Source organism: Massilia yuzhufengensis (genome assembly GCF_900112225.1).
Classification (GTDB): domain Bacteria; phylum Pseudomonadota; class Gammaproteobacteria; order Burkholderiales; family Burkholderiaceae_D; genus Telluria; species Telluria yuzhufengensis.
The window spans coordinates 122,794-145,290 of sequence record NZ_FOLD01000009.1 but is presented as its reverse complement, the minus strand read 5'-3'; the positions used below and the strand labels follow the sequence as shown (position 1 = coordinate 145,290).

General features: G+C 62.6%; 19 protein-coding genes. 6 read left to right on the top strand and 13 right to left on the bottom strand.

The window, feature by feature from the left end; translation table 11 throughout:
* Positions 1-7 precede the first annotated feature (7 nt).
* The 5 genes from mnmE to rpmH all read right to left on the bottom strand — a co-directional run bounded on the left by mnmE (position 8) and on the right by rpmH (position 4,149).
* On the bottom strand, positions 8-1,384 hold the full coding sequence (gene mnmE / locus BM031_RS10385) for a tRNA uridine-5-carboxymethylaminomethyl(34) synthesis GTPase MnmE (RefSeq protein ID WP_091874491.1): 1,377 nt from the start codon (positions 1,382-1,384) through the stop codon (positions 8-10).
* 253 nt (positions 1,385-1,637) lie between these two features.
* Positions 1,638-3,296: a membrane protein insertase YidC gene (gene yidC, locus BM031_RS10380; RefSeq protein ID WP_091874490.1), complete on the bottom strand. Its 1,659-nt coding sequence runs from the start codon at positions 3,294-3,296 to the stop codon at positions 1,638-1,640.
* Between the two features lie 10 nt (positions 3,297-3,306).
* Entirely contained in the window at positions 3,307-3,570 is a 264-nt protein-coding gene (yidD, locus tag BM031_RS10375; protein WP_091874488.1) for a membrane protein insertion efficiency factor YidD, read from the bottom strand.
* Complete coding sequence (gene rnpA, locus BM031_RS10370; RefSeq protein ID WP_091874487.1) at positions 3,567-3,983, bottom strand: ribonuclease P protein component; 417 nt, start codon at positions 3,981-3,983, stop codon at positions 3,567-3,569. The genes yidD and rnpA overlap by 4 nt, the downstream gene beginning before the upstream one ends.
* Positions 3,984-4,014: 31 nt before the next feature.
* Complete coding sequence (gene rpmH, locus BM031_RS10365) at positions 4,015-4,149, bottom strand: 50S ribosomal protein L34 (protein ID WP_040378179.1); 135 nt, start codon at positions 4,147-4,149, stop codon at positions 4,015-4,017.
* 369 nt (positions 4,150-4,518) lie between these two features.
* Here rpmH and dnaA point away from each other — a divergent pair, with 369 nt between their 5' ends.
* From dnaA to gyrB, 3 genes are all read left to right on the top strand, one after another.
* The gene (gene dnaA, locus BM031_RS10360; protein WP_091874485.1) at positions 4,519-5,925 is read left to right on the top strand and encodes a chromosomal replication initiator protein DnaA; all 1,407 of its coding nucleotides are present in this window, start codon (positions 4,519-4,521) and stop codon (positions 5,923-5,925) included.
* Between the two features lie 108 nt (positions 5,926-6,033).
* A complete protein-coding gene (dnaN, locus tag BM031_RS10355) occupies positions 6,034-7,140 on the top strand; it encodes a DNA polymerase III subunit beta (RefSeq protein ID WP_091874483.1) in 1,107 nt (368 codons plus the stop codon).
* A gap of 193 nt (positions 7,141-7,333) precedes the next feature.
* Complete coding sequence (gene gyrB / locus BM031_RS10350; RefSeq protein ID WP_091874482.1) at positions 7,334-9,835, top strand: DNA topoisomerase (ATP-hydrolyzing) subunit B; 2,502 nt, start codon at positions 7,334-7,336, stop codon at positions 9,833-9,835.
* A gap of 92 nt (positions 9,836-9,927) precedes the next feature.
* On the opposite strand, the gene BM031_RS10345 is transcribed toward gyrB, so the two are convergent.
* The 6 genes from BM031_RS10345 to BM031_RS10320 form a co-directional block, all read right to left on the bottom strand.
* On the bottom strand, positions 9,928-10,251 hold the full coding sequence (locus BM031_RS10345; protein ID WP_091874480.1) for a hypothetical protein: 324 nt from the start codon (positions 10,249-10,251) through the stop codon (positions 9,928-9,930).
* 55 nt (positions 10,252-10,306) lie between these two features.
* Positions 10,307-10,855 (bottom strand): hypothetical protein, encoded by a 549-nt coding sequence (locus tag BM031_RS10340; protein WP_091874479.1) that lies wholly within the window; start codon positions 10,853-10,855, stop codon positions 10,307-10,309.
* Entirely contained in the window at positions 10,852-12,147 is a 1,296-nt protein-coding gene (locus tag BM031_RS10335; protein WP_091874477.1) for an MFS transporter, read from the bottom strand. The genes BM031_RS10340 and BM031_RS10335 overlap by 4 nt, the downstream gene beginning before the upstream one ends.
* A gap of 229 nt (positions 12,148-12,376) precedes the next feature.
* Positions 12,377-13,474: an MrcB family domain-containing protein gene (locus BM031_RS10330; protein WP_091874476.1), complete on the bottom strand. Its 1,098-nt coding sequence runs from the start codon at positions 13,472-13,474 to the stop codon at positions 12,377-12,379.
* A gap of 90 nt (positions 13,475-13,564) precedes the next feature.
* Positions 13,565-14,131 (bottom strand): flavin reductase family protein, encoded by a 567-nt coding sequence (locus BM031_RS10325; RefSeq protein ID WP_091874474.1) that lies wholly within the window; start codon positions 14,129-14,131, stop codon positions 13,565-13,567.
* Positions 14,132-14,321: 190 nt separating this feature from the next.
* The gene (locus BM031_RS10320) at positions 14,322-15,398 is read right to left on the bottom strand and encodes an NHL repeat-containing protein (RefSeq protein WP_091874472.1); all 1,077 of its coding nucleotides are present in this window, start codon (positions 15,396-15,398) and stop codon (positions 14,322-14,324) included.
* 155 nt (positions 15,399-15,553) lie between these two features.
* On the opposite strand from BM031_RS10320, the gene BM031_RS10315 reads away from it, so the two are divergent.
* The gene (locus BM031_RS10315) at positions 15,554-16,705 is read left to right on the top strand and encodes a serine hydrolase domain-containing protein (RefSeq protein WP_229408757.1); all 1,152 of its coding nucleotides are present in this window, start codon (positions 15,554-15,556) and stop codon (positions 16,703-16,705) included.
* 214 nt (positions 16,706-16,919) lie between these two features.
* Here the strand turns inward: BM031_RS10315 and BM031_RS10310 are convergent, their stop codons facing one another.
* Together BM031_RS10310 and infA are read right to left on the bottom strand one after the other, a co-directional pair.
* On the bottom strand, positions 16,920-18,572 hold the full coding sequence (locus BM031_RS10310; RefSeq protein WP_091874468.1) for an ATP-binding domain-containing protein: 1,653 nt from the start codon (positions 18,570-18,572) through the stop codon (positions 16,920-16,922).
* 188 nt (positions 18,573-18,760) lie between these two features.
* Positions 18,761-19,033: a translation initiation factor IF-1 gene (gene infA, locus BM031_RS10305; protein WP_091874466.1), complete on the bottom strand. Its 273-nt coding sequence runs from the start codon at positions 19,031-19,033 to the stop codon at positions 18,761-18,763.
* 456 nt (positions 19,034-19,489) lie between these two features.
* On the opposite strand from infA, the gene blaOXA reads away from it, so the two are divergent.
* Positions 19,490-20,272, top strand: coding sequence for a class D beta-lactamase (gene blaOXA / locus BM031_RS10300; protein ID WP_091874464.1), 783 nt, complete (start codon positions 19,490-19,492; stop codon positions 20,270-20,272).
* 440 nt (positions 20,273-20,712) lie between these two features.
* Positions 20,713-22,395 (top strand): 2-isopropylmalate synthase, encoded by a 1,683-nt coding sequence (gene leuA / locus BM031_RS10295; RefSeq protein ID WP_091874463.1) that lies wholly within the window; start codon positions 20,713-20,715, stop codon positions 22,393-22,395.
* Positions 22,396-22,497: the final 102 nt, after the last annotated feature.

The following is a 22,497-nucleotide window of genomic DNA, read 5'->3' as shown; positions in this document are numbered from 1 at the left end:
GGACGGCCTATTTACCGATACAGAACCGACTGAAAATCACTCCCAGCAAATCGTCCGGCGTAAACCGCCCGGTGATGCTCGAAAGCTGGTCCTGCGCCAGCCGCAGTTCTTCGGCGAACAGGTCGAGCGACTGGTCGTCTTGCGCCGCATGCTGGCGCGCCAGATCCAGGTGTTCGCGCGCGGCGCGCAGCGCGATCAGGTGGCGTTCGCGCGCCAGGTACAACGACTCGCCGGTCTGCTGCCAGCCGGCGATGCGCAGCAGTTCCGCGCGCAGCAGCCCGATGCCGGTCTTCTCGTGCGCCGACAGGTAGAGGTGGGTCGCGTCCGCCGACACGTCGATCGATTCCTTGTGCCCGGACAGGTCGATCTTGTTCCACACCCGCACCACCGGCACGCCCTGCGGGAAAGCCTTGACGATGTCTTCGTCCGCCGCGCTCGGGCCCAGGCCGGCGTCGAGCAGGTGCAGGATCACGTCGGCCTTGCCGACCTCTCCCCAGGTGCGCTCGATGCCGATGCGCTCGACCACGTCGATGCCTTCATCGGTGCGGATGCCGGCGGTGTCGATGATGTTGAGCGGGATGCCTTCGATCTGGATGGTCTCGGTGACCTTGTCGCGCGTGGTGCCAGCGATGGGCGTGACGATGGCGACATCGGCCCCGGCCAGTGCGTTGAGCAGCGAGGATTTACCGACGTTCGGCTGGCCCACCAGCACCACGTTCAGGCCTTCGCGCAGCAGCGCGCCTTGCGCCGCCTGGCGGAACACATTTTCCAGCGATTCGATGATGACGGCCAGCTGGCCGCGCGCGTTCGATTTTTCGAGGAAGTCGATTTCTTCTTCCGGGAAGTCGAGGGTGGCTTCGACCAGCATGCGCAGGTTGGTGGTCTGGTCGACCAGCTTGTGCACCACCTGCGAGAACGCGCCCGACAGCGACTGCGATGCCGACTTGGCCGCGGCTTCGGTGGAGGCGTCGATCAGGTCGGCCACGGCTTCGGCCTGGGCCAGGTCGAGCTTGTCGTTCAGGAAGGCGCGGCGCGTGAATTCGCCGGGTTCGGCCAGGCGCAGGTCAAGGGCGGCGCCGGCTTCGAGTACGCGGCTGAGCAGCATCTGCAGCACGATCGGGCCGCCGTGGCCCTGCAGTTCGAGCACGTCTTCGCCGGTATAGGAATGCGGGCCGGGGAAGTAGAGGGCCAGGCCCTCGTCGATCACGTCGCCGTTGGCTGCCTTGAAGGGGATGTAGGTGGCGTGGCGGGGGGTGAGTTTGGTGCCGGGGAACAGGGTGGCGATCAACTCATGGAGCGACTTGCCCGATGCGCGCACGACGCCGATGCCGCCGCGGCCGGGGGCGGTGGCGATGGCGGCGATGGGGGAGGTGGAGAGTTTCATGGGGGGATTGTAAGGGATACGGGGTGCACGGGGGCGCCGGCGGTATGCAGCGAACTTGGGTTCCGGCCTCCGCCGGAAGTCGTAGGCGCCAGTGGCGCGTACGACGGTTTTTAGGCAAACATCCGAAATGGCGCCACTGGCCTGCGACTTACACCCGTCGTCCCGGCGAAGGCCGGGACCCAAGTTCACCGCACGTCCACCACAATGAAAAAAGCCCGCGCAAGCGCGGGCTCTCCACTAAAACAGCCGCAGCTTACTTCACCGCACCCGTCTCGAACTTCTTGGTAATCACCCACTGCTGCGCAATCGACAGGATGTTGTTCACCACCCAGTACAGCACCAGTCCCGAAGGGAAGAAGAAGAAGATCACCGAGAACGCCAGCGGCATGAACAGCATCATCTTCGCCTGCACCGGGTCGGTCGGTTGCGGGTTCAGCTTGGTGGTGATGAACATCGAGATCGCGTAGATGATCGGCAGGATGTAGAACGGATCCGGCTGGGTCAGATCCTGGATCCACAGGACCCATGGCGCGCCGCGCATTTCGACCGACGACTGCAGCACCCAGTACAGGGCGAAGAAGACCGGCATCTGCACCAGGATCGGCAGGCAGCCACCCAGGGGATTGATCTTCTCGGTCTTGTACAGCTCCATGGTGGCCTGCTGCATCTTCTGCGGGTCGGCTTTGTAGCGTTCGCGGATCGCCTGCATCTTCGGGGTCACCACGCGCATCTTCGCCATGCTGCGATAGCCGGCGGCCGACAGCGGGAAGAAGGCGAGCTTGATCAGCACCGTCAGCGCGACGATGGTCCAGCCCCAGTTACCGAGCAGCGAGTGCAGGTGGTCCATTACCCAGAAGATCGGCTTGGCGATGATGGTCAGCACGCCGTAGTCCTTCACCAGTTCCAGGCCGGGAGCGATGGTTTCCAGGGTCTTTTCGTCCTGCGGGCCCGAATACAGGCGGCTGTCGGTCGAGACGGTGGCGCCAGGCGCCACGGTGCCCAGCGGCTGCACGGTGCCGATGGCGTACAGGTTGGTCGCGATCTTCTTGGTGAAGATGTCGCGGTTGGCCTTGTCGGCCGGGATGAAGGCCGAGACGAAGAAGTGCTGCGAGATCGCGACCCAGCCGTTGTTGGCCTTGGCCGAGTGCTCGGCCTTGTTCTTCTCGATGTCTTCAAAAGTCAGCTTCTGGTACTTGTCTTCCGCCGTGTACAGGGTCGGGCCGGTGTAGCTCGACATGAACCACGAGTCGTTGGCCGGCTTGTTGCCGTCGTGCTGCAGCTGCAGGTAGAGCGAAGGCTGCACTGGCGCGGCCGACAGGTTGGTCACGTCATGGCGCACGCCGATGGTGTAGTCGCCCTTGCGGAAGGTGAAGGTCTTGGTCAGGCGCACGCCGCCCTGCTCCGCATCCATCACCAGCTGCACGGTGCCGTTGGTGCCGAGCGTGAGCGGGCCCGGACGGACGGTGAACGGCGTGGTGTGGTTCGGCAGCACGCCGGCCGGGGTCGAACCGATCAGGCCGGTCTGGCCCAGGTAGGTGTTCGGGCCGCCGACGTTGAACAGTACCTTGTTCTTGGTCTTGTCGTGGTCGTCCGCAAACTTGAGCAGCTCGAGGCGCTTGATGACGCCGCCCAGGGTGTCGATGTCGGCCTTGAACACGTCGGTGGTGACCGTGATGCGCTGGGTGGCCTGGACCACCGGCGCACCTGGAATGGCGCCGGGAACGGCGGCACTGCCTGCCTGGGCCGCGGCCGGCACGTCGTTCGGCTTGGCCTGCTGCTGGGCGACCTGCGCCGCCGGCGGCGCCGTCGAGAACAGCGACTGTTTGCCGTTGGCCACCATCCAGTTGTTCCAGAGAACAATCAGGGAAATGGCGAACACGATCCACAGGATGGTACGTTTATTGAGTTCCATTTGGGTCTAGTCAGGAGTGGTTACAACCGCGAGCGGCTGGTGGGGATTGCGTAGGCGTGCCTGCCGGCGGGACGAAGTCGACGCCGCCCGGGTGCCACGGATGGCAGCGGCACACGCGGCGGGCGGCCAGCAGCGAGCCGCGAGCGGCGCCGTGGACGCGCAGCGCTTCGATCGCGTAATTCGAGCAGGTGGGGTAAAAACGGCATTTCTGCCCGAGCATCGGGGACAGCAGCAGCTGGTAGCCGCGCAGGAACCAGACCAGCAGCGTCTTCATGGCGCTGCCGGCGCCGGGGCGCCACGGCTGGTGGCGGCGCGGCGCGGATGCTGGGAGGCGAACAGGCGCGCCAGTTCGACGCGCAGCTCGGCCTTCAGGGCGCTGGTCGTGGCCGGCCCTGCCTTGGTGTTCACCGGGCGCGCCAGGCGCACGATGCAGTCGAGCGCCTGCAGTTCGCTGGTGCGGAACAGTTCGCGCGTGATGCGCTTGATCGTGTTGCGGGTGACGGCGCGCGGTGCGAAACGCTTGGCCGCAACGACGCCCAGCCGCGCATGCGGCAGCGTGTTGGGACGGGTATACAGCACGAAATGCGCAGTTTTTTGCGCCGGCCGCAAACGAAAAACGGATGAAAACTCATCCGTTTTAACGATACGCCGAACGCGCGCGAAGTCGTGCGAACCCTCGCCTGTCATGACCGACCGCGTGTCTGCCGAGCCTGGAGGCTTAGACAGCCAGGCGCTTGCGGCCCTTGGCGCGGCGGGCGTTCAGGACTTGACGGCCACCACGGGTAGCCATACGTGCGCGGAAGCCGTGCGTGCGCTTGCGACGGACGACGGAAGGTTGGTAAGTACGTTTCATGGTGGTCTCGCTTAAAGCAAAAGAAAATGCAAAATCGGGTCTGACGTCGTGTCAGGATTCGTCGCCAATGACAGTTCGCAGATGGTTAAGCCAGCGTCACGCCTCAGCAAATACTCAGCTCGTCCGGGCTTGATTCGCACCGACAAGGTCAGTTTGATGAGGTGCACGGACGGGGAACCCTGAATTAGACTCGATTTCCAGTCCAACTGTCAAGGAAGCTGTTGTTTCCTGATGAGTTAGCCGCCTGCCCTGCCGGGCCGCCAATGCTGCCCAGGAAACCGCACGCTCGGTTGAAAATAGTGGGCGCAACCTGTGGATAACTTCGTCCGACACGGGTAAAATAGCGTGTTACGTATCATTAAGCGAAGTATGGAAAATTTTTGGCAGTCCTGTTCCACGCAACTGGAACTCGAGCTGACGCCGCAGCAATACAGTGCGTGGATCAAATCACTGGTCGTGCTCGATTACGAGGACGGCAAGCTGCGCATTGGCGCGCCGAACCGCTTCAAGCTCGACTGGGTCAAGACGCAGTTTGCCAAGCGCATCACCGAACTCGCCTGCCAGTACTGGGAAGCGCCGGTCGAGGTGCAGTTCGTGCTCGACCCCAAGACCAACCCGCCGCGCAAGCCGGCCACGCCCGGCTCGTCCGACGTGCCGTCGCAGCCGCAGGGCAACATGGTGCGTTCGATCGACCAGCCCGGCATGGGCAACAGCAGCCAGGGCAACGTCAACATCGCCAACTCGCCCAAGCGCGAGCAGAGCCGCATCAACACCGACCTCACCTTCGACAGCTTCGTTACCGGTAAGGCCAACCAGCTGGCGCGCGCCGCCGCGATCCAGGTGGCGAACAACCCGGGCGTGTCGTACAACCCGCTGTTCTTCTACGGCGGCGTGGGCCTGGGTAAGACCCACTTGATCCATGCGATCGGCAACCAGGTCATGGCCGACAATCCGAATGCGCGCATCCGCTACATCCACGCGGAACAATACGTGCGCGACGTGGTGACTGCCTACCAGCGCAAGGGCTTCGACGACTTCAAGCATTACTATCATTCGCTCGACATGCTCCTGATCGATGATATCCAGTTCTTTGGCGGAAAAAGCCGCACGCAGGAAGAGTTCTTCTATGCGTTCGAGGCGCTCATCGCGGCCAAAAAGCAGATCATCATCACCTCGGATACCTATCCGAAGGAAATCACGGGCATGGACGACCGCCTGATCTCGCGCTTCGATTCCGGCCTGACGGTGGCGATCGAGCCGCCGGAGCTGGAAATGCGCGTGGCGATCCTGCTGAAAAAAGCACAGTCCGAAGACGTGACCCTGTCGGACGACGTGGCCTTCTTTGTTGCCAAGCACCTGCGCTCGAACGTGCGCGAGCTCGAAGGCGCGCTGCGCAAGATCCTGGCCTATTCGCGCTTCCACGGCAAGGACATCACGATCGACGTGGTGAAGGAAGCCCTGAAAGACCTGCTGTCGGTGCAGAACCGCCAGATCTCGGTGGAGAACATCCAGAAGACGGTGGCGGACTTCTTCAACATCAAGGTGGCGGACATGTACTCCAAGCGGCGCCCGGCGAACATCGCCCGCCCGCGCCAGATCGCGATGTATCTTGCCAAGGAACTGACGCAAAAGAGCCTGCCGGAGATCGGCGAGCTGTTCGGCGGCCGCGACCACACCACCGTGCTGCACGCGGTGCGCAAGATCGCGGCGGACCGCCAGAAGAATGCCGAGTGCAACCACGAGCTGCACGTGCTGGAGCAGACGCTCAAAGGTTAAATAAACCGAATCCCGGCATGCCGGGATTCGTGCGTTTGTGTTCTTTCGCGGCAATTGGCAAAATAGTGTTTGAGCAATACATTTAAATAAACAAAACTGAGGATATCTATGCAACTGGTCAAAACCACCCGAGACACGCTTCTCCGGCCACTGCAGATCGTGAGCGGTATTGTCGAGCGTCGGCACACTATGCCGATTCTGGCCAATATCCTCATTCGCAAGGACGGCGAGAGCGTCTCGTTCCTCTCGACCGATACCGAAGTGCAGATCACCACGCTGGCCAACATCGGCTCGGGCGACGACGTGACCGGCACCACGGTGGCGGCGCGCAAGCTGCTGGACATCCTGCGCGCGCTGCCGGAATCGGGCGACGTCACCATGACGCTGCAGAACAAGCGCCTGGCCGTCTCGAGCGGCAAGTCGCGCTTCGCGCTGCAGACCCTGGCCGCGGAAGAATTTCCTACCGTGTCGGTGGCCGACACCTACAACGCCTCGGTCACCCTGCCGCAGAAGACGCTCAAGCACCTGTTCAACATGGTGCACTTCTCGATGGCCCAGCAGGACATCCGCTACTACCTGAACGGCCTGCTGCTGGTGCTGGACGGCCAGAACATCATTGCGGTCGCCACCGACGGCCACCGCCTGGCCTTCTGCCAGGTGGCCACCGAGGAAAGCTTCGAGCGCCAGGAAGTGATCATCCCGCGCAAGACCATCATCGAACTGCAGCGCCTGCTGGAAGAAAGCGACGAGACCGTGCGCCTCGACATTTCGGCCTCGCAGGTAAAACTGACCTTTGCCGACATCGAGCTGGTCTCGAAGCTGGTTGAGGGTAAGTTCCCTGACTACACGCGCGTGATCCCGAAGGGCTACAAGAACGACTTCACGATCAGCCGCGACGAACTGCTGCGCTCCCTGCAACGCGCCGCCATCATGACCAGCGACAAGTTCAAGGGCGTGCGCTGCGTGATCGAACCGGGCGTCATGAAGATCAGCTCGACCAATGCCGACCAGGAAGAAGCGGTCGAAGAACTCGAGATCGACTACGGCGGCGACACCATCGACATCGGTTTCAACGTCACCTACCTGCTCGACGTGCTGAACAACCTGAAGTGCGACCAGGTGAACATCGCGCTGGGCGATTCGAATTCGTCGGCGCTGATTTCGATTCCCGACAATGGCGACTTCAAGTATGTCGTCATGCCGATGCGGATTTAAGTCGCCAGCAAACTGCACGGTCCGCAACTAGCGTTAGCTTTTGCACCGTCATCCCGGCGCAGGCCGGGATCCAAGTTCGTGGCGTTCACGCAAACTTGGGTTCCGGCCTACGTCGGAACGACGGGGCAAGCTGTAGCTCTGAGAACAACGCAGAACGCAGCCTGAATCACCAGATTTATAGAGAAAGCAGTCCATGTCCGAGAATACCCAAGCACAAACGTCCCCCGCTCCTGCAGCGGATGAATACGGCGCCGCCTCGATCCAGATCCTGGAAGGCCTGGAAGCGGTTCGCAAGCGTCCGGGCATGTACATTGGCGATACGTCGGACGGCACCGGCCTGCACCACCTGGTGTTCGAGGTGCTGGACAACTCGATCGACGAATCGCTGGCCGGCTACTGCACCGAAATCCACGTCACGATCCATTCCGACAATTCGATTTCGATCACCGACAACGGCCGCGGCATCCCGACCGGCGTCAAGATGGACGACAAGCACGAGCCAAAGCGCTCGGCCACCGAAATCGCCCTGACCGAACTGCACGCCGGCGGCAAGTTCAACCAGAATTCCTATAAAGTCTCCGGCGGCCTGCACGGCGTGGGCGTGTCTTGCGTGAACGCGCTGTCGAAGCTGCTGCGCGTGACCGTGCGCCAAAAAGGCAAAGTGCACCAGATGGAATTCGTGCGCGGCGTCCCGCAAGACCGCCTGATCGAAGTCGTCAATGGCTTTGAAACGTCGCCGATGAAGGTCATTGGCGAGACCGACAAGCGCGGCACCGAAGTGCACTTCTGGGCCGACGAGGAAATCTTTACCCACGTCGAGTTCCACTACGAGATCCTGAGCAAGCGGATTCGCGAGCTGTCGTTCCTGAACAATGGCGTAAACATCCGCCTGAGCGACCACCGCACCGGCAAGGAAGAAATCTTCGCCTTCGAAGGCGGCACCCGCGGCTTCGTGGAATACATCAACAAGACCAAGACCGTGCTGCACCCGACCGTGTTCCAGGCCACTGGCGACCGCATGTCGGACCAGAACACGAATATCTCGGTGGACGTGTCGATGCAGTGGAACGACGCCTACAACGAGCAGGTGCTGTGCTTCACGAATAACATCCCGCAGCGCGACGGCGGCACCCACCTGACCGGCCTGCGCGCGGCGATGACGCGCGTGATCAACAAGTACATCGACGAGAACGACTTCGCCAAGAAGGCGAAAGTGGAAATCTCGGGCGACGACATGCGCGAAGGCCTGACCTGCGTGCTGTCGGTAAAAGTGCCGGAGCCAAAGTTCTCGTCGCAGACCAAGGACAAACTGGTGTCGTCGGAAGTGCGCGGCCCGGTGGAAGAGATCGTCGCCAAGACGCTGACCGACTTCCTGGCCGAGAAGCCGAACGACGCGAAGATCATCTGCGGCAAGATCGTGGAAGCAGCCCGTGCCCGCGAAGCGGCGCGCAAGGCGCGCGACCTCACCCGCCGCAAGGGCATCATGGACGGCCTGGGCTTGTCCTCTAAACTGGCCGACTGCCAGGAACGCGACCCCGCGCTGGCCGAACTGTACATCGTCGAGGGTGACTCGGCAGGCGGTTCCGCAAAACAGGGCCGCGACCGCAAGTTTCAGGCGATCTTGCCGCTGCGCGGCAAGGTGCTGAACGTGGAAAAGGCGCGCTTCGAAAAAATGCTGTCGTCGGAGCAGATCACCACCCTGATCGCGACGCTGGGCACCAGCATCGGCCCGGACGAATTCAATATCGACAAGCTGCGCTACCACCGCATCATCATCATGACCGATGCGGACGTCGACGGCGCCCACATCCGCACCCTGCTGCTGACCCTGTTCTACCGCCAGATGCCGCAGCTGGTGGAACGCGGCCACATCTACATTGCGCAGCCGCCGCTGTACAAGGTGAAGGCCGGCCGCGACGAGCGCTACCTCAAGGACGACGTGGAGGAAGCCAGCTACATGATGACGGTGGCGCTGAACGGCGCCTCGCTGATCCCGCGCGAAGGCGCCGATCCGGTGACCGGCGAAGCCCTGAGCGTGCTGGTGACCCAGTACAACCTGGCCAACGCCATCATGATGCGCCTGACCCGCGTGATCGACCGCGCGGCGCTGACCGCGATCATGAGCGGCGTCACGCTGCAAATGGGCACGCTGGAAGACTCGGAAGCCTCGGCCAAGGCGATGGAAACGGCGATCGGCGACCCGGCCGTGAAAGTGGTCGTGCGTGCGGACGAATTGAACGAGAAGTACTCGCTGCGCATCGAGCGCATGCGCCACGGTAACGTGAACGTGACCTCGATCGACGCCGACTTCGTGCTGAGCAACGACTACGCCGTGCTGGCCAATGCGGCCGCCACCTTCCAGGGCCTGATGGGCGAAGGCGCCATCATGCGCCGCGGCGAAGGCGAGAAGATGAAGGAGTTCGCGGTGCGCGGCTTCCACGAAGCGATGATCTGGCTGCGGGAAGAAGCGGAACGTGGCGTGTCGAAGCAGCGCTATAAGGGTCTGGGCGAGATGAATCCGGAACAGCTGTGGGAAACCACGATGGATCCGACCGTGCGCAGGCTGCTGAAGGTGCAGATCGAGGATGCGATTGCAGCGGACCAGATCTTCACCACCTTGATGGGTGATGAGGTTGAGCCGCGCAGGAACTTCATTGAGAGCAATGCGCTGCGGGCGGGGAATATTGACGTCTGATCGCTTCGGCGGTGTGTAGTACAACGGCCTCTTTTGAGGCCGTTGTTATTTCTGCCAGCTGAAGCAGAACTGGGCGCTGGCCGACTCCTGCCTTACAAGCTGTTTCCTGCTGGCGGCGGCTCGATATTCTCCTCGAACTCGTTCAAGCGCTTCAGAACCGCATGATTCCTGGCGTATTTGCGCTTTAACTGATCGAGCTTCCTATCCGTGCCGGTACAAAGCTTTCGGATCTCGCGCTCGATTTCCTTGATTCGTTGTGGGTCTGGCGGATCCGGAAACTCACCGCGAAAGTGGTCGCAGCCCTCACGCTGTTTTACATACTTGGCGACGTCGACAGGAAGTTGGGTTTCGGCCGCCATGGCTGGACCGAGGCAAAGGGATAGCATGGCAAGCGTTGAATTCAACAATAGACGCATCTTCAGGCTCCTGTGTCCGACCAGTGAGGGCCGTCGCGACCGCTGCATGAGAGTTCTATTTTTCCAACGCGTCACCAGCCCACAGGCTGACGACGTCGTAACCGAACGCTCCACGGGAAACGCCCAGCACGATCTTATCTCCTGCCGCAACGTCGTTCCAAAAAGGGCGGTCAACCATGATGTTCTCTTCCCCGCCAAGCTCATCCTGGATCACGAGCCGTGGCGTCCTTGCCTGGCCCCTGCCATAGAATTTATCAGCGACAGTGAAGGTCACTTCGCGAGCCTCCTGAACCTGGATTCGGTTGAAATAACTCGCCCCCGCTGCAAATGAAAACCCAAGCGTGAGCGCTACGCCTCCGGTGAAGGCAATGGACCTCGTGACCGGGCTGCTCAGCCCACTCAGCAGGTCATGGCGGAAAAAAGCGAAGAACGCTCCAGCAGCAAGGCCGAGCACTCCCCCACCCGTCAACGCCAGAAAGAATAATCGGGTTCCGCCAAGCGTATTCTCGATCCAATCCACTTCGTTGATGAGCAAACCAAGCGCCGCCAGAAACAGCAGGATCAGAAGCGGCTCGATGAATTTCTGGAAGCGCAGTCTCGTCATGCTGGAAGGTCCTGCTCCGGAATTGGACGGATAACCAGGAATTGGTACGACATCGCACTCAGGAAGCAAATGCCGGCCCCAGTGAGCAAGGCCGGTACGAACGACCAGGTCTGTGCGATATAGCCCGTCAGGATTGGCGCCAACGCGCCGCCGAGGAATCCACCGAAGTTCTGGATCGCTCCCAGCGACGCAATGCGGCTGCGCGGCGCTACCGCAGTGGCGAGCGACCAGGAACATGCTGACGATGCGTTGGCCAGGAAAATCACCACCGAAATGCAAGCGATGGCGACGGTATTGCTCTCGACCAGTGCGGCCGGAATCGTGAACGCCACCATGCCCAGCATGGACGTGACGACCGCTTTGCGACGGCTCGACACTGGAGAAACTGCATTGCGCGTGACGCGATCCGACGCCCATCCGGCCACCAAGGCGCCCGCGAAGCCGCACATGAATGGAATGGATGCCGCCAGTCCAGCGTAGGCAAGGTCCATATGGCGTTCAGTGCGCAGATAGCCGGGCAGCCAGGTGAGATAGACCCAGTTGAGGTAGACGGAGCCGAAGAAGCCGAACAGCATACCCCAGGTAGCCCGGTGACGGAACAGCGCGCGCCAGGATGCGCCGGTGGTCTTTGGCGCCGCATCCGAAGACTGGCCAGCGTCGAGGTAGGAGAGTTCTGCCGCGGTCATCTGCTCACGAACTGGATCGCGGTAGAGGGCGACCCACACGATCGCCGCGATGAGGCCGAGTGCGCCGGTGACGAAGAAGGCCCAATGCCAGCTGGTCGCCAGGATCAGCGGTGAAAGGAGCAGAGGCGCGAGCGCCACGCCCAATGGTGACGCGGAGTTATAGATGCCCGTTGGCGTGCCGCGTGACCGCAATGGGAACCAGTTGCTCACGACCCTGGCTGCGGCGGGGAACTGGGGGGCTTCACCAATGCCCAGCACGATGCGTGCGATGACGAACCAGCCGAAGGTTGAAACGAGCCCACCGGCGGCTTGCGCCAGCGACCACACCACGAGGCCCATGCCGAGCAGCCAGCGTGGGCCGATCTTGTCGACCAATGCCCCGACCGGCAGCTGGCATAGGGCGTAGCTCCAGGAGAAAGCCGAGAGCAGCAGGCCCATTTGGCCAAGCGAGAGGCCAAGGTCTGCGCGGATGTACTCATTGGCGACGGCGAGGGTGGCGCGGTCCAGATAGTTGATAACGCCGGTGACGACTAGCAGCGCGAGTGCCAGATTTTGACGGCGACGGATCAGTGGAAACTTGACTTCATTACTAGAGATATTAACCATGGCAGGATCGTATCAAAATCGATGTTCCATGGCGAAAGATCTGCCTCCTTTCGCAAGAAATAGGCATCTTCAATGTGGATTTTATGCAACTAATGCTACAGGTTCCAACCGATGTGAAGAAATTTCCAGAAACGTCGACTGGCTGAACCTTCTCAATGCGTTGTGAACGCATCCCGCACCCCTATCAGAATGAGACGGATCTCACACCCAGATTTTTCGCTGTGCGAAATTAGTCATCCACTCCAATGCCCCCGGAATATAAACGTAGAAAATCGTCCGGATGAATTTGCAGATCTTGATTTCTTAAAAGTTGTTTTCTCCGCTTGAACAAAGATATCAGCAAAGATCTTCTTTCATTATTTGCGCCATAGTGAAGTAATCGATGGCAAGTGGCGCACAAGGAAACAATATTCGCTACCACGTCTAGAGAAGCACTAAATCGCGGCTGTTGACTAATAGGGATTAAATGATGTGCCTCAACGTATCGTTGTTGCCTCGCCCTCGACATAAATGTTCTATGACTTGCATCAATTTCGCACGCAAACTGGGCTGCCTGTATAGCAGCTGCCGCAACGATGGGAGATCGACTATATCTGCTTGTGGTCTGATTAGCGGGTGAGGGAATATCGATCGGGCGACCAGCCCTCTGAGCGGCGCTTAGCTGTGCAGCCTTGTCTAGCACAACCTGCTGAAACTCTGCCTCGCTTACTGTAAAAAGGGAGTGCAAATCATATTTAAACAGCGAAAAAAGCCTCTCATAGTGCACTAGCAATTTTCCAAGCTGCTGAAAAAATATCGTGTCGCTGACCGGAAAGGTACGCAGATATTGATAACTTGCAATTGCGGCAGCTTCATAGGCTCTGCCGAGATCGCCCGTGGAAGCGAGGCGAATTGTGCCCTTCCAAAGGTCCGGATCAGGCTCAAGATAACTCCACGCCCGATCCGCCGCCTCTGCCATTTTTTTCCAGGCGAAGCTTTTCGTGTATCTCTTTTCAACTGCAGTAATCCCTTGATTTAAGCTCAAATAACAACTACTCATGTCCTCCGAAAAAAGAAGGACGATGTAATAGCCATTTTCTGCGCTTTCCGTAATTTCTTTCCGAAAAATCCCTACCCAAGGCACCCGTGCGATATTACCGTTACCAATCGAGCCCTCAACCTTATATAGGTGAGACATCCTCTGATCCGCGAGATATTTTTCGATTTTCCCCGGGATTTCAGTGAGCAGTGCAGTCTGATCCGCCGACCCAATCAGCCGAGCCTTACCGCCCAGCCTAGCCCGCGTTGTCGAATAGTTATTAAATACATCAGAGAAGAGGCCGAACATATATCACCATTGCTCAAAAGATATTGAACAAGGTTAGCACTAAAGCTCCACACTGGCGAGGAACGCGACGACGTTAGCACCGGAGCGAATTCAGCCCGGTTCTTTGGCTAGTAAGCCCTTTGACCGCCGGCTGACCACCTTCCCCGCCACCATGAACACGCCTTCACCCGTGTAGTGCACCGTCTCCGGATGCTTCGGCACCCTCGCCGCCCGCGCTGCGATCACCTCCCAGATGAAGAAGTTGTACTTGTCCACCAGGCTGTCGTCATGCAGCCGGCAGGCAAACTGCGCATGGCATTCGCGAATGGCCGGCGCCCCCACGCCATCCACTGCTTCTGGCGTCAAGCCGAATCGCTCGAACTTATCGACCTCGCTGCCGGACGTGGTGCCGATGCCCACCACCGCATCGAGCAGCGCCGTCGTCGGCAGGTTGATGACGCACTCGCGGCTTTGCCGGATCAAGTCAAAACTGTGGTTCGACGCGGCGATCACGCAGCCCACCAGCGATGGCGAAAACTCCATCACCGTGTGCCACCCCATCGTCATGATGTTGCGCTCCCCCTTCCAGGCCGAGCTGACGAGCACGATCGGCCCCGGCTCAAGGTAGCGGCGGATCTTTTCAAGCGGAACATCCAGCTTCTGGTAGGTGCGTGCCATGCGCTCCTCGCGTCGCGTACGTTTGCCAGCTGCAAGCCCGGACTCGCACGTACAAGTCGCGGCGGAAAGCGTGGCGACTGCGGCGATTGGGCATTGAGGGCAAATGCCCGGTTTATTTCAATGCATCGTTTAGTTGAACGCGTGGGCGGGAGAACCCGCCCGCCCTACCGGACGCCACGAACCAGCCAAATCAGGGCAGCGTGATCTTGATGACGGCCTGGCCGGACGTCGCGTACAGCACCTTGCCGTCCGTCGCGATGCCCCGCACGCCCGCCAGGCTGCCCGGCAGCGGGCCCGCAAGCAGCGTCGTCGACACCCGCGTGCCTGCGATGGTCGTTGCCACGCCGCCCGGGGTGATCTTGCGGATCAGGTTGTTGGTGTTGTCGGCCGCGTACACGTTGCCTTGCGGGTCGACCGTCAAAGCCACGACCTCCCCGAAGCTGGCGCCATTGCCGGTGCCGTCCACCGAGCCGCTGGCGTTCGGCGTGCCTGCCAGGTGGACCAGCGTGGTGGAGCCGTTGGTGCGGCTGATGGTGTTCTGCAGGTCCGCCACGTACACATTATTGTTTCTGTCCACAGCCACGCCGCGCGCCGGGGCGACGCGGGTGCCGAAACTGTTGTTCACGACATTGACGCCTTCCAGCATCGTGGTCGCATTGCTGGCGATGCGGCGGGTGCCGTAGCCGTTGGTGGCAAACAGGTTGCCGCTCGCATCGACCGCGACGGCGCGCGGGATCAGGGCGCCGGTGTTGCGCCCGTCGCCCGTGCCGGCCGGCAGCGTGGCCACGATATTCACCTGGCCCCCCGTGCCCACGCTGCGAATATGCAGGTAGTCGGTGACGTACAGCGTGCCGCTGCCGTTGATGGCCAGGCCGATCGGGTCCAGGAAGCGCGCGCCGCCGCCGACGGCGTCGATGATTTCGCTGGCGCCGGCCGCGCCGGCCAGCGTGCTCACCACACCGGCCGGGGTGATCTTGCGGATGGTGAAGTTGCCCTGGTCGGCAACGAACAGGTTGCCGGCGGCGTCCAGCGCAATACCCGCGGGGCGGTTGAAACGCGCGGCGCCGCCGCTGCCGTCGCGGCTGCCCGTCTCGGTGGCGCTGCCTGCGAGGATTCTGATGCTGGCCTGTACCGGCGGCGGGGTGTCGTCCTTGCCGTCATCCTTGGGCGGGTGGTCGCCGCAGGCGGCCAGTAACAGCACCAGCGCAGAAGCGCCCAGCACTTTCAGGCGCACCCGCGCGGCATTCACAACAACCGGTTTCTTCATTGCTTGTCTCCTCGATTCGTTGGCCAAAATGCTAGCACGCGGCCGCGGCGCGGACGGGGGCGTTTCTCATCTCGTCCGCATAAAACACGGGTTCATGGACGCATTTTTATCGCCGGCGGCATATGCTCGTTCTTTCCGCGAAGAGAAATGTTTCAATGAGCATTCCGCCCACCCAAGCAAGGACGACCGATCGTATGTGGAAGCAAGCGCATTGGAACATGTCACGCAGCTGGCGCGCGCTGCTCGCGGCGGTGCTGGTCGCGGGCCCGCTGCAGGCCGCGCACGCATGCGACGACAACCGCAGCACCGCGGCGGGCTTCATGCCCGCGAAGCTGTGCCCGCTTCTGGACGCACCGGCAAACCATGCGGCCAATATCCATGCGATCGTGGTGTTGCGCCATGGCGCCATCGTGGCGGAGCGCTACTACACCGGCACCGACCGCTCGATCTGGTCGCCGTGGTCGCGCACCGTGCGCTTCGATGCGGCCACGCCGCACGACCTGCGCTCGATCACGAAGTCCATCACCAGTCTGTTGTGGGGCATCGCGCAGGGGCAGGGGCGCACGCCGCCGCTGGAAACACCGGTGCTTGACCTGTATCCCGAACTGGTGGGCTTGAAAACCGGTGGGCGCCAAGCGGTGACGCTGCGCCACCTCTTCACCATGAGCAGCGGGCTGGCGTGGCAGGAGCCGGTGCGCTATGACGCTTCCAACGACGAGACCGGGCTGTTCTGGCGGTCGTCGCAGGTGCGCTATGTTTTTGACCGTCCGGTAAAAAATTCGGGCGCCGGCTTCAATTACAACGGTGGGGGCACCGCGGTGCTGGCTGACGTGCTGGCGCAGCGGGTTGGGATGCCGCTGCCAGACTACGCGCGCACCCACCTGTTCGCGCCGCTCGGCATCAGCGATTGGGAATGGAAGGAAGATGTGCGCGGCCGGCCCATGGCGTATGCGGGGCTGCGCATGCGGCCGGCGGACCTGGCGAAGATCGGGCAACTGGTGCTGCAGCGCGGGGCATGGCAGGGACGGCAGCTGGTACCGGCGGCATGGATAGCCGAATCGCTGCGGCCGCACGTGCAGACTGGCGACGGACTGCAGTATGGCTATCAGTGGTGGAGCGGGACGGTGGAAGCGGTGGGCGGCAAGCACCAGTGGCATGCGGGCTTTGGCAATGGAGGGCAGCGGGTGTTCATTGTGCCGGGGCTGGAGCTGGTGGTGGTGGTGACGGCTGGGGGGTATGACGATATGGGGAGTGGGCGGCGGGCGATGGGGGTGTTTCGGGCGGTGGCTGGGGCCATCGTTCGCTAGTTAGCGCCAGCCCGTCGTACCGGCGAAGGCCGGTACCCAAGTTTTGCGTGCATTGCGGCGACGTTTGACGTTAGTGGCTGCGCGACGGAATTGGGTACCGGCCTGCGCCGGTACGACGGTGCGGGGGGTGCGGGACTGGCGTGGGACGTTGGCGTGAGTTAGCGCGAGTTGAAGTGGGGGCCGAACTGCGATGCCGCCGCAGGACCGCCCCGCCCTACTCGTCCGGCAGTTCTGCCGAACCCACGCGATCCAAGAACTGCACCGAGGCCCGCTCGCTCATCACCAGCACCAGCTTCAAGCGCGCGCGCGTCATGCCGACGAATAGCTTGCGCAGCGTGAGTTCGTCCATTTCCTCGAAATCGATCTCGGTAAAAATCAGCGCCGGCGCCGACTGGCCTTTAAAACGGTACACCGATTCGGCCAGCAGTCCGCCCTCGCGGAATACCGGGTTGCCGAACAGGTCGTAGGCGCCGGTGAAGGAGCGCAGGGTGTGGGCGTCGCTGAGTTTGTCGAGCTTGAGGATGCTGGATTTCTCTCGGCCGCGGAAGGAGCAGATGGCGATGTCCTGGCGGCCGAAGCCGGCGGCCAGGCAGGAGGTCACGGCGCGCCGGGTTTGCGCCAGCATCGCGTCGGTATCGCCTTCCGGGTAGGTGAGCTCCTCGATCTCGGCGCCCTTGAACGGGCTGCCGGCTTTCACCGGCTGGCTGACGGCGCCGATGGAGGTGAGCATCTGCACGATCTGGCGCGGGCTGCGGTAGTTGGTGTTCGAGTGCAGCACCACCCAGCCGGGCAGCGGCACCATGGCGCGGCCGTACAGGTTCTGGTCGGGGTCTTCGAGCCAGATGGCGCGGCCGTTTTGCTTCAGCATGCGCAGCACGATGTCGCGCCAGGCAATGGAAAAATCCTGGCCTTCGTCGACGATGACGACGTCGTAGTGCCAGGTCTCGGGCAGGTCGGCCGAGGCCAGCACGGTCTCGATCTCGCCCCACACGTCGGGCGAGGCGTAGTCGGGCGTCTTGCCCTGGGCGCGCAGCCAGGCGTCGCACAGTTCGTGGAAGTTGGCCACGCGCCCGCCGGGCGGCACCAGGCGCTGGATGTGGTCGGCCAGCGGGCGGTTGTAGCAGACGTACAGCGGGCGCAGGCCGGCGTCCAGCGCGGCGCTGTATTCGGCCAGCGCCAGCTGGGTCTTGCCGCTGCCGGCGGTGCCCATCACACGCAGGCGGAACGGCGCAAACTCCAGCCGCCGGGCCCAGGTGGCCAGCCCGCCCGACAGGCGCGTGACCATTTGCGTGGCGCAGCCGATCATCGAGCTCGGGTCGGGCCGCAGGCTCAGGGTGTCGCCGAGGTAGCGCGCCACCTTGTCGAAGTCCTCGGTGCGCGGGGTGAGCGGCAAGATCTCGCGGATCTTGGCGCCCAGCCGGCCCTTGGTGGTGGCGTCGATGATGTGGTTCGGGTCGATGCCGGCCTGCACCGGGTCTTTCACGATGTAGTCGGGGCAGTACAGCAGGTAGTCGATCGACAGCTGGCCCTGGAAGCGCTTGCTGAAGCCCTCGATGGTGTGCAGGATCTGGTGGCGGATCTTGCGCGGCTTGCCCTGGTAGTTCTTCACCAGGCCATCCTTGGATTCGTTCAGGAAGCCGGCGATCTGCTCGATCAGCAGCACCCGGCCGTTGGGGGCGACGATGATGAAGTCGATGTCGCCATAGGCCGAGAAGCCGTGTTCGACGTTGGTCCAGTGGACGCCGTGGTAGACCTCGTAGGGGGCGTCGGACAGGCGCTTCTCGAGCAGCGTCAGGGTTTCGATTTCACGCGCAGCGGAACCGGTGACGGACATCTCGCGCCAGCCGGCAGGATGGATATGGGCCATGGATCGTCGGGTTCACGTGTTTTTGCAATAGCAATATTGTAAGGCCGATCACAGATCGACTACACGCGCTTGGAGACGGGGCAAAACGGGGAGGTGGAAGGGTACTGCTGGCGCATCGCCGCGGGCGCGGCAGCGCTTCCCGGCCGGGGCGCACGACGGTGTCGCGCGGGCCCCTGCCAAGGGGGTGCTTAGCGGCGGCGCGGAGGCGCGCGGCGCGGGCCGCCGGTGGTCGGGCCGCGGGTTTCGATGTGACGGAACACGATCCGGCCCTTGGTCAGGTCGTACGGCGACAGCTCGAGCGTCACACGGTCGCCCTGCAGGATGCGGATGTGGTTCTTCTTCATGCGGCCTGCGGTGTAGGCGATCATCTTGTGGCCGTTGTCGAGGTCGACGCGGAAGCGCAGCTCCGGCAGGACTTCGCTCACAAGGCCGTTCATTTCGATCAGTTCTTCTTTTGCCATGGTGGCTCCTAATTGGTGCGGCCCGGCGCAGCGGGTCGGCGTGGGAGGGAGTGCGTCGTGGCACGCGCCACGGTGGAGAAGCCCGGCCTGCGACTGCCAGGAGGGAGGGAGGAAAAAAAAGCCCGCATCCTGCGGGCTTCATTCCAAGCATTACCGATTTATCGCCGCCCTGGCCCATGCTATCTGCGTGGTGCCGGGGCTAAAGGCCACCCGTGCTATCTGCGAGGTGTGGCCGCTGTACAGGCTGACTGACATACCGAAAACACGCCCTTCGGAAGGCCGCGCACTGCACAGGCGCGGTCACGCAATCGAAAGGCGGCGACTGGAATACTCCAGCCGATGAACCCAGTATATCACCTTTGCTTTTGCAGCGCACAAACACTTGCCGTATGCAAGCGGATGTTGCCCTAATCGTGACTTCTACGTTGTTATACTGCCTATTTTGTTGGAGGGCTGATGAAGATCAACACAATGCTGGTGCTGGCCATGCTGGCGGGCGCAACGGCGCCGGCGGCGGGCGCGGAAGCGATCCGTTGCACGCTGCTGCTCGACGCCGGCAGCGGCAAGGCGCTGCTGCGCGAAGGCCAGTGCGACCAGCGCGTGTCGCCCGCCTCCACCTTCAAGGTGGCGATCAGCCTGATGGGCTTCGACAGCGGCATCCTGGCCAGCGAGCACAAGCCGCGCCTGCCCTTCCGCCCCGGCTACGCCGACTGGCTGCCGGCATGGCGCAAGGCCACCGACCCGGCGGGGTGGATGAAGGATTCGGTGGTGTGGTATTCGCAGCAGGTCACCACGCGGCTGGGCCAGCAGCGCTTCCAGGCTTACCTGGACCGCTTCGAGTACGGCAACCGCGATGCGTCCGGCAACCCGGGCAAGCACGATGGGCTGACCCAGGCCTGGCTCGGCTCGTCGCTGAAGATCTCGCCGGACGAGCAGGCCGTGTTCCTGCGCCGGCTGGTCAACCGTACGCTGCCGGTCTCGAGCCGGGCGGTCGACAAGACCACGGCCATCCTGCGCTACCCGCGGCTGCGCAACGGGTGGGAGGTGTACGCCAAGACCGGCACCGGCTCGGAGCCGGGTGCGCTGCCGCATGGCTGGCTGGTGGGGTGGGCCACCGACGGCACGCGCACGGTGGTGTTCGCGCGGCTGGCGCAGGACGACAAGCGCGAGGATGGCCCGCGCGCCGGGCTGCGCGTGCGCGATGCGTTCCTCAAGGAGTTGCCGTCGCTGCTGGAATGAGGACGCGTGCCGATCATGCACGGGTTGAACGCGCGGTCGGCGGAGCCGACCACCCTACTTGAGCGGCAATTCCCGGGTTCGCCGCGCTGCACAATTTTTCGCTTGACATGCTGCGACCTGATCTCGTAGAGTCAAGCACATGTCTTCCCACCTGCATCTGCTAACTTCCCTACTGCTACTACGCGCGTAATCACGCCCGTACGTCCCGGTCCCGCGCCGGCCCAGCAAGCAGTCCAGGAAAGTTGTACCGATGTCCAAGATTCCTTCCCACGTTTCGCAGTCTTCCCGCCCCGCCCTCGCTACCGGTGCGCGCGCCTTAGTCCGCCTGCTGCTAAAGCTACCGACCGGTTGCCGGGCCTAGCGTTCGTGGCCCGCCCGGCAGCCTGCAGCCACACTCCGCCCACCCCCGGGCCACCCGTGTCACGCAACCAGGAATAACGATCATGCTGAAGAACCCCGCCACCAAATACCGTCCATTCGCCGCCGTCCCGCTCACCGACCGCCAGTGGCCAAGCCGCAGCATCACCCGCCCGCCGATCTGGATGAGCACCGACCTGCGCGACGGTAACCAGGCCCTGATCGAGCCGATGAGCCCGGAGAAGAAGCTGCGCTTCTTCGAGATGCTGGTCAAGATCGGCATCAAGGAGATCGAGGTCGGCTTCCCGTCCGCCTCGCAGACCGATTTCGATTTCGTGCGCATGCTGGTCGAGGAAAACCGCATCCCCGAAGACGTGACCATCATCGTGCTGACCCAGGCCCGCGATGAGCTGATCCGCCGCACGGTGGAGTCGGCTGTGGGCGCCAAACGCGCCATCGTCCACGTCTACAATTCGGTAGCGCCGGTGTTCCGCCGCGTGGTGTTCAACATGGAGCGCGACGAGATCGTGCAGATCGCCGTCAAGGGCACCCAGCTGATCAAGGAACTGGTGGCGCAGCACCCGCAGACCCAGTGGGGCCTGGAATATTCGCCGGAATCCTTCTCCACCACCGAACTCGATTTCTCGAAGCAGATCGTGGATGCCGTGAGCAGCGTGTGGCAGCCCACGCCGCAGAACCCGATGATCGTCAACCTGCCTTCCACCGTGGAGGCGAGCACGCCCAACGTCTACGCCGACCAGATCGAGTGGATGTGCCGCCACCTGGAGCGGCGCGAATCGCTCGTCATCAGCGTGCACCCGCATAACGACCGCGGCACCGCCGTGGCGGCGGCCGAACTGGCCGTGATGGCCGGCGCCGACCGCGTCGAAGGCTGCCTGTTCGGCAACGGCGAGCGCACCGGCAACGTCGATCTCGTCACCCTGGCCATGAACCTCTACACGCAAGGCATCGCCCCGGGCCTGGACTTTTCGGACATCGACGCCGTGCGCCAGCTGGTGGAAGAATGCAACCAGCTGCCGGTACACCCGCGCCACCCGTATGCGGGCGACCTGGTCTTCACCGCGTTCTCGGGCTCGCACCAGGACGCCATCAAGAAGGGCTTTGCGAAACAGGACAAGGACGGGATCTGGGAAGTGCCCTACCTGCCGATCGACCCGGCCGACCTGGGACGCAGCTACGACGCCGTCATCCGCGTCAACAGCCAGTCGGGCAAGGGCGGCATGGCCTATTTGCTGGCGCAGGAATACGGCCTGGAGCTCCCGCGCCGCCTGCAGATCGAGTTCTCGCGCGCGGTGCAGCGCATGGCCGACGAAACCGGCCGCGAAGTGGCCGCCGCCAGCATCCACGCGCTGTTCTCGCAGGAATACCTGGAGCAGGACACGCCTTATGATTACGTTTCGCACCGCATGGTCGAAGACAGCGCGCACGGCGTGCAGATCGACCTGAACGTAGCGCGCCACCACGTGCCGCAAGCGCTGCACGGCGAAGGCAACGGCCCGATCGACGCCTTCGTCAATGCGCTGGGGCTGGATATCCGCGTGATGGACTACCACGAGCACGCCATCGGCCGCGGCGCCGATGCGCGCGCCGCCTGCTATGTGGAACTGCGGGTGGGCAGCGGCCAGACCCTGTTCGGGGTCGGCATCGACAGCAATATCGTGACGGCCTCGTTCCGCGCGGTGCTGTCGGCGGTGAACCGGCACATGGCGGCGGCGGGCGCGGGCGAGGCGGCCATCGCCGCCTGACGAACCGGGCTTGCCCCGTCGCGGTGTTGCTCGGCTGCAAAATTTAAGGTTGCTCGAACGAAAAACTCGTTGTTGCAACCGGCTAGTTGATGCACACTTTGG

Bases quoted from the DNA above. Each gene is read 5' to 3' on its own strand.
- rpmH (WP_040378179.1), bottom strand. From the start codon at position 4,149: ATGAAACGTACTTACCAACCTTCCGTCGTCCGTCGCAAGCGCACGCAC.
- BM031_RS10320 (WP_091874472.1), bottom strand. From the start codon at position 15,398: ATGAAGAAACCGGTTGTTGTGAATGCCGCGCGGGTGCGCCTGAAAGTG.
- infA (WP_091874466.1), bottom strand. From the start codon at position 19,033: ATGGCAAAAGAAGAACTGATCGAAATGAACGGCCTTGTGAGCGAAGTC.
- rnpA (WP_091874487.1), bottom strand. From the start codon at position 3,983: ATGACAGGCGAGGGTTCGCACGACTTCGCGCGCGTTCGGCGTATCGTT.
- BM031_RS10310 (WP_091874468.1), bottom strand. From the start codon at position 18,572: ATGGCCCATATCCATCCTGCCGGCTGGCGCGAGATGTCCGTCACCGGT.
- dnaA (WP_091874485.1), top strand. From the start codon at position 4,519: ATGGAAAATTTTTGGCAGTCCTGTTCCACGCAACTGGAACTCGAGCTG.
- BM031_RS10340 (WP_091874479.1), bottom strand. From the start codon at position 10,855: ATGACGAGACTGCGCTTCCAGAAATTCATCGAGCCGCTTCTGATCCTG.
- mnmE (WP_091874491.1), bottom strand. From the start codon at position 1,384: ATGAAACTCTCCACCTCCCCCATCGCCGCCATCGCCACCGCCCCCGGC.
- BM031_RS10325 (WP_091874474.1), bottom strand. From the start codon at position 14,131: ATGGCACGCACCTACCAGAAGCTGGATGTTCCGCTTGAAAAGATCCGC.
- BM031_RS10315 (WP_229408757.1), top strand. From the start codon at position 15,554: ATGAGCATTCCGCCCACCCAAGCAAGGACGACCGATCGTATGTGGAAG.
- gyrB (WP_091874482.1), top strand. From the start codon at position 7,334: ATGTCCGAGAATACCCAAGCACAAACGTCCCCCGCTCCTGCAGCGGAT.
- yidC (WP_091874490.1), bottom strand. From the start codon at position 3,296: ATGGAACTCAATAAACGTACCATCCTGTGGATCGTGTTCGCCATTTCC.
- BM031_RS10335 (WP_091874477.1), bottom strand. From the start codon at position 12,147: ATGGTTAATATCTCTAGTAATGAAGTCAAGTTTCCACTGATCCGTCGC.
- dnaN (WP_091874483.1), top strand. From the start codon at position 6,034: ATGCAACTGGTCAAAACCACCCGAGACACGCTTCTCCGGCCACTGCAG.
- yidD (WP_091874488.1), bottom strand. From the start codon at position 3,570: ATGAAGACGCTGCTGGTCTGGTTCCTGCGCGGCTACCAGCTGCTGCTG.
- blaOXA (WP_091874464.1), top strand. From the start codon at position 19,490: ATGAAGATCAACACAATGCTGGTGCTGGCCATGCTGGCGGGCGCAACG.
- BM031_RS10345 (WP_091874480.1), bottom strand. From the start codon at position 10,251: ATGCGTCTATTGTTGAATTCAACGCTTGCCATGCTATCCCTTTGCCTC.
- BM031_RS10330 (WP_091874476.1), bottom strand. From the start codon at position 13,474: ATGTTCGGCCTCTTCTCTGATGTATTTAATAACTATTCGACAACGCGG.